The following is a 4,606-nucleotide window of genomic DNA, read 5'->3' on the forward strand; positions in this document are numbered from 1 at the left end:
GAGCTTGGTTAGGTAGTAGATTATTTGGATCTTTTGGGCCATCATTTGGTGGGATTCATGTCGTGCCAGCATTATTAGGTGCAATTGTGTTAATTCTTATTGTATCATTTGTAGTAAAAGCTGCAAGAAAATAAAGGCTATTACTGATTGTTTTATAAAGCCCTTTTAGGGCTTTTCCTAATTAGAGAGGTGGTACACTTGGAGAAAGTAAATATAAGAAAAAGAGATAAGTTGAAAAAGTTTTTTAAAGAACAAAATTATTTAGCTGTACTACTTGGATTCGCGTTGCTGTTTGTAAATATATTATTACTTACAAAAATATCATTCGTCTTTACACCGTTCGTCGTATTTTTAAAAACAATCTTTTTCCCAGTATTATTAGCGGGAGTACTATTTTATATATTGCATCCATTCGTTTCTCTTTTAGAAAGAAAAGGTGTGTCGAGAATTGTGTCAATTGCCTCGATATATATAATTGTTCTTGGATTATTTGTTTTTCTTGCGGTCACGGTTATTCCAATTATTAAAGATCAAGTAAATGCTTTAATAGATAACTTGCCATATTTCGGGCATGAAATCGAAAGGGCAGCACGTAAATTTGGAGAAAGTAATGTAATTGGTAGAATGCAGGAAAGTTTAAATATTGATTTTGCTAATATCGTAAAAGATTCTACAATGAACTTTACAAAATCATTATCATCAGTAACAGGAAATGTAACTGGATTTTTAAGTACAATTACTGAAGTTGTTTTAACATTTGTAATGGTTCCATTTATTTTGTTCTATCTTTTAAAAGATGGTGAGCAATTACCGAATCATTTTTTAAAGTTTATATCTGAGCAAAGACAACCAGCTGCGAAGAGAATACTAGATGATATGCATTATGCGATTAGTTCGTATATTAGAGGGCAAATTATTGTTAGTTTATTTATCGGTATTATGCTATTAATCGGTTATCTTATTATTGGTATTAAATATGCGGTACTACTTGCTATTTTAGCGATGATTGTAAATATCGTTCCGTACGTAGGACCAATCATTGCAATTACACCAGCTTTAATTATCGCATTTATCGACTCGCCATCAATGGTGTTAAAAGTAATTATCGTTATGATGATTGTACAATTAGCAGAAGGTAAATTTATTTCTCCGCAAGTCATGGGGAAAAAGTTAGATATTCACCCGATTACTATTATATTTATCATTTTAACTGCTGGAAATTTATTTGGAATTATGGGGATTATTTTAGCAATTCCAGGATATGCGATATTAAAAGTGTTAGTTACGCATAGTTATAGATTTGTTAAGTTGAATACGTAAAAAAGAGCTAAAACAGATAAATCTGTTTTAGCTCTTTTTCATTAACAATTCATTTGCATATTGGCGTGCCCATTGATCAGCTTCTAATATAGCATCTAAAGAAGGATCTTTTACGTTATGATGAGCCGCAACGGTTTTGTAAATTGTTTTCTCAATATCGAAAAATGCAATTTCATTTTCAAGAAATAGTGCATTTGCAATTTCATTTGCTGCATTTAATACGGCTGGAGTTGTACCGCCAATTTTTCCACATTCAAATGCATATTGTAGACAGGGGAACTTCTCTAAATTTGGTTTTTCAAAATGCAAACTACCAATTTCTAATAAATTTAATTTTTCATAGGATGAAGGTAGTCGAGTAGGGTAGTGAAACGCATATTGAATCGGCATTCTCATATCAGGAGCACCGAGCTGTGCCATGACTGATCCATCAATAAATTCCACTAAAGAGTGAATGATACTTTCTTTATGAATCATAACATCAATTTTTTCATAAGGAATATCGAATAGCCACTTAGCTTCCATCACTTCAAACCCTTTATTCATTAACGTGGCAGAATCTATCGTTAGTTTTGCGCCCATTAACCAGTTTGGGTGTTTTAAAGCATCCTTCGCTTGTAATGTTTTCATTTCTTCACGTGTTTTATCACGAAAAGCGCCGCCAGAAGCTGTAACAATTAATTTTTCGATTTCCTTATTATTTTCCCCATTTAAACATTGGAAAATGGCTGAATGTTCACTATCAACTGGAATTAGGCGGCATCCGTTTTGTTTCGCTAGTTCGGTGACGATATGTCCAGCTGCAACTAAAGTTTCTTTGTTAGCGATAGCGATATCTTTCTTCGCCTTTAATGCTTCAATTGTTGGGAGTAAACCTGAAACACCGACAACTGAACTTAATACAAGATTTGTATCAGGATGGGTAGATACTTCAAGTAAACCATCAGTTCCATATGTAATTTTTGTATTTGTTGAAATACGAGAACGTAATGTGTCCGCTAATTCTTTTGTCGCTACGCTTACAATACGAGGCTGAAAAGATTCGATTTGTTTTTCGAGAAGATCGATATTATAATTTGCGGTTAAACCGACGATTTTAAAATGTTCAGGATGAGCGGAAACGACATCTAATGCAGATGTGCCAATGGATCCTGTTGAACCTAAAATGGATATATATTTTACCATGAAAAAACCTCCAAAGTTGTTTCGAGTATTTCTGCAAACCTATATATTATTAGACAATTAAGGTGGAAATTCCTGCTATATAAAACAGAAAATTAGGGTTTAATTGGAAAGGGAATGTGATAAACTGTAAAAAACGAAAAAGCAATGAAAGAGAAGAGTACATATTCAAAACTTTTCAGAGAGCTGATATTTGGTGAGAATCAGTAAGGGATGAATATGGAATGGGCYCTGGAGCTTCTAACTGAAATGAGTAGGTAAAGACGGTTACTTCACGTTATCGAAGTATGAAGTGAGCTAATGATAGCTAATTAAGGTGGTACCGCGGGAGTTTCTCGTCCTTTTTTAAGGATGAGGGGCTCTTTTTATTTTGAGAAAGGAGGAGTTAGAGTGAGTGAGAAAATTATGTTAACAGGAATTAAACCAACAGGTTACCCGCATTTAGGCAATTATATTGGTGCGATTAAACCTGCATTGCAAATGTCAGAGAATAATGAAGGAAAAGCATTGTACTTTATAGCTGACTATCATGCATTAAATGCGGTGCATGATCCGAATCAGTTTAGTAGTTATACGAAAGAGGTAGCAGCTACTTGGTTATCACTTGGACTTAGCGAAGATGTTATTTTTTATCGACAAACGGAAGTGCCGGAAATTCTAGAATTAGCTTGGATATTAGCTTGTCTAACTCCGAAAGGGCTTATGAACCGTGCCCATGCGTATAAGGCGAAGGTAGAGCAAAATAAAGAAGCGGGATTAGAAATTGATGCAGGTGTGAATATGGGATTATATACGTACCCGATTTTAATGGCGGCTGATATATTATTATTTCAAGCTACTCATGTACCTGTCGGAAAAGATCAAATTCAGCATATTGAAATTGCGCGTGATATTGCGACGTACTTTAATCATACATTTGGCATGACATTTACACTTCCGGAGTATGTGATACAAGAAGAAGGAGCGATTTTACCTGGTCTTGATGGAAGAAAAATGAGTAAAAGTTACGGGAATGTTATCCCATTATTTGCAGAGCCAGAAAAACTACGAAAATTAATATTCAAAATAAAAACAGATTCTTCACTTCCAAATGAACCGAAAGAACTAGAAACGTTATTTACAATCTATAAAGAATTTGCGACAGAAGATGAAATTCAGTCGATGCGTGAAAAGTATGAGACCGGAATCGGATGGGGCGATGTGAAAAAAGAGTTATTTCGCGTTGTTGATCGTGAGCTAGCAGGACCTCGTGAGAAATACGCAACGTATATGAATGAGCCGCATTTACTATATGAGGCGTTAGAAAAAGGTGCGGAAAAGGCACGGGCTATTGCGAAGGTGAATTTAGCGGAAATAAAAAAACGGATTGGATTTGAGAGGGAACGTTAAGCGTTCCCTTGTTTTTGTTGGAAATCTGTAATAATCCTCTCAATAACAGGAGGAAGATTGCTAGGTAACTCATCAAGCGGAAAGAAGCGTAATTCTTTCGATTCCGTTTGATCGCATACAAGTTCACCTTGAAATTCTCGGCAAATATAAACAACGAGTACACCATGTACTTGATCACCGTTTGGATAGATTTGATAGAAATCTGGTCCTGAGTATGTACGGAACAGTTCTACATTTTTTACGGTAAGTCCAGTTTCTTCAAATACTTCGCGTTTCACAGCGTCTTCCAGTGTTTCGTTATATTCTAATGCACCCCCAATAATCCCCCAGCGGTTAAAATCTGTACGGAGCTGCAGTAATATTTCATTATTTTCATTTAATATAATGGCGTGTGACCCTATTAAAATGAGTGGATGATTTCCTACTCGTTGTCTCATGTCTTCAATATAACCCATATTTTTTCTCCTTGTACTTAATAATAGTTAGGCAGTTCCTTTAACATTTTTTCCGTCTTATGTGCGGTAAAAGCTAAGTTGTGATCATTTTTTGTTCTAAAGAATAATGTACGTAAAAATGTTTTAATGTTGGCGCATAAAATGCAATATTCATTGAGAGAAAGGCGTTTTCTAATTTGAGGAAGTCTCTGTACTTTTTTATGAATAATTGAAATTAAATCTTCTTGTGCAAAGTCATGATATACCATCGATACTAACGG

5 protein-coding genes, 1 pseudogene and 1 other annotated feature are annotated in these 4,606 nt (G+C 34.8%); of the genes and pseudogenes, 3 read left to right on the forward strand and 3 right to left on the reverse strand.

The genetic code is table 11. From position 1 onward, the window contains the following. Both AC1DTM_RS18580 and AC1DTM_RS18585 read left to right on the forward strand, forming a co-directional pair. Nucleotides 1-134 (forward strand): GlsB/YeaQ/YmgE family stress response membrane protein (locus tag AC1DTM_RS18580; RefSeq protein WP_477000629.1); only part of this gene is annotated, 134 nt, incomplete at its 5' end. 64 nt (nucleotides 135-198) lie between these two features. Then, complete coding sequence (locus AC1DTM_RS18585; protein WP_133059517.1) at nucleotides 199-1,320, forward strand: AI-2E family transporter; 1,122 nt, start codon at nucleotides 199-201, stop codon at nucleotides 1,318-1,320. A gap of 27 nt (nucleotides 1,321-1,347) precedes the next feature. On the opposite strand, the gene AC1DTM_RS18590 is transcribed toward AC1DTM_RS18585, so the two are convergent. After that, entirely contained in the window at nucleotides 1,348-2,505 is a 1,158-nt protein-coding gene (locus AC1DTM_RS18590) for a 1-deoxy-D-xylulose-5-phosphate reductoisomerase (RefSeq protein WP_088099366.1), read from the reverse strand. A gap of 135 nt (nucleotides 2,506-2,640) precedes the next feature. After that, nucleotides 2,641-2,848, forward strand: a binding site (T-box leader). Nucleotides 2,849-2,853: 5 nt separating this feature from the next. Between AC1DTM_RS18590 and AC1DTM_RS18595 the strand changes: the two genes are divergently transcribed. After that, complete coding sequence (locus AC1DTM_RS18595) at nucleotides 2,854-3,891, forward strand: tryptophan--tRNA ligase (RefSeq protein WP_088099365.1); 1,038 nt, start codon at nucleotides 2,854-2,856, stop codon at nucleotides 3,889-3,891. Here AC1DTM_RS18595 and AC1DTM_RS18600 read toward each other — a convergent pair. After that, a complete protein-coding gene (locus AC1DTM_RS18600) occupies nucleotides 3,888-4,346 on the reverse strand; it encodes an NUDIX hydrolase (RefSeq protein ID WP_002161079.1) in 459 nt (152 codons plus the stop codon). The genes AC1DTM_RS18595 and AC1DTM_RS18600 overlap by 4 nt on opposite strands. A gap of 17 nt (nucleotides 4,347-4,363) precedes the next feature. Beyond that, nucleotides 4,364-4,606 (reverse strand): annotated as a pseudogene (locus AC1DTM_RS18605) (DUF2785 domain-containing protein); the annotation flags it as partial.

This window comes from Bacillus sp. P4_D3, assembly GCF_056401855.1.

Excerpts from the sequence above, each read along its gene's own strand:
- AC1DTM_RS18595 (WP_088099365.1), top strand. The coding sequence starts at position 2,854 with ATGAGGGGCTCTTTTTATTTTGAGAAAGGAGGAGTTAGAGTGAGTGAG.
- AC1DTM_RS18600 (WP_002161079.1), bottom strand. The coding sequence starts at position 4,346 with ATGGGTTATATTGAAGACATGAGACAACGAGTAGGAAATCATCCACTC.
- AC1DTM_RS18590 (WP_088099366.1), bottom strand. The coding sequence starts at position 2,505 with ATGGTAAAATATATATCCATTTTAGGTTCAACAGGATCCATTGGCACA.